The organism is Allocoprococcus comes (genome assembly GCF_013300725.1).
GTDB classification, from domain to species: domain Bacteria; phylum Bacillota; class Clostridia; order Lachnospirales; family Lachnospiraceae; genus Allocoprococcus; species Allocoprococcus comes_A.
In genome coordinates this window covers 1-1,151 of record NZ_JAAIMM010000089.1, presented here as the reverse complement: position 1 = coordinate 1,151, position 1,151 = coordinate 1, and the positions used below count along the sequence as shown (strand labels likewise).

Genomic DNA, 1,151 nt, shown 5'->3' with positions numbered 1-1,151 from the left:
AATCCATACATTTCTTATGTGGAAAAATATTTTCCCAATGCAGTTTCTGTCGTAGATTCATTTCATGTCATTCAATGGATTACTCGTATGATTGATAATTATATTCGTCAGCTATTAAAGAAGTTCCGTCAGCGTGATCGTGAATACCAGGATAAACTGTCTCTTGAACAGCAAGTGCCGGTATCTCTTCCACCATCTGATGAAGTTTACCTGCTTCAGAAATACCGTTGGCTTATTCTATGTAATCAATCAAATATTCGATATCATACTGATCCACGTATGGATCCGCATTTCCATGCACTCATGAACACATATGATTATGAAGATGCGTTATTTCGCATAGACTATAAACTAAAAGAGTTCAGAGACCTAAAAGAACTTTATCTTCAATTCAATGCCAGAAATGGCGGTAATCCTTCGCAGGCTCAAATCGAATTGGAGAAATTGATTGAAACATACCGGAAATCAAGACATGAGATATTTCGTGAATTCGCTTCTCTCTTAGAGAAATATAAATCTTCCATTATCAACTCATTTATTATGGTTGAAAAAATCGGTAATGGAAGAATCTATGATAGCCGATTATCAAATGGACCTATTGAATCCATCAACAGAAAAATTAAAGATTTAAAACGACTTGGCAGAGGTTTCCGCAACTTCGAGCATTTTAGAAATCGCTTTTTATATGCAACCAGATCAGTTCCTGTATTAAACGGTATCACGGATTACAACCCTGTTCTATATTTAGAAGAGGATGATTTTTAGGAGGAATTTATGAAAAACCATTGTGCTTTTAGCAAGAACCATTCCTGTCCACTTTGGACAGATTATGAACTTACATGTTATGAATTAGAAGAGGCATACTCACTATGTCATGGCAACTGGATTGAAATTGAACGTCAATACAAATATATTCAAACACTGCAAAAAATCTTATTCGAAAACGATATCCCATATCCTAACGAATATGATTTTTGAATAATTATTCAAGAGGGCCTGGAATTATTCCAGACCCTCAAACTCGCCCCTCAAGTTTGTCCCTCAAACCAGCCCCTCAAACTAAACCCTCAAAAACTGGCATTCTAAAAGGGCCAACCCCTCACGACTGACCCTCAATTAGTTCGGCAAACCCTCAAGAACTTTGATTATCC

Annotated in this window: 2 protein-coding genes; both read left to right on the top strand. The window is 36.5% G+C overall.

The features are described from left to right. A partial coding sequence (locus G4407_RS16130) for a transposase (protein WP_173689691.1) occupies positions 1–765 on the top strand: 765 nt, incomplete at its 5' end. 9 nt (positions 766–774) lie between these two features. Then, on the top strand, positions 775–978 hold the full coding sequence (locus G4407_RS17070) for a mobility-associated LCxxNW protein (RefSeq protein WP_173689690.1): 204 nt from the start codon (positions 775–777) through the stop codon (positions 976–978). Positions 979–1,151: the final 173 nt, after the last annotated feature.

What these genes read in the sequence shown, in the direction of transcription:
- G4407_RS17070 (WP_173689690.1), top strand. Translation starts at nt 775, where the DNA reads ATGAAAAACCATTGTGCTTTTAGCAAGAACCATTCCTGTCCACTTTGG.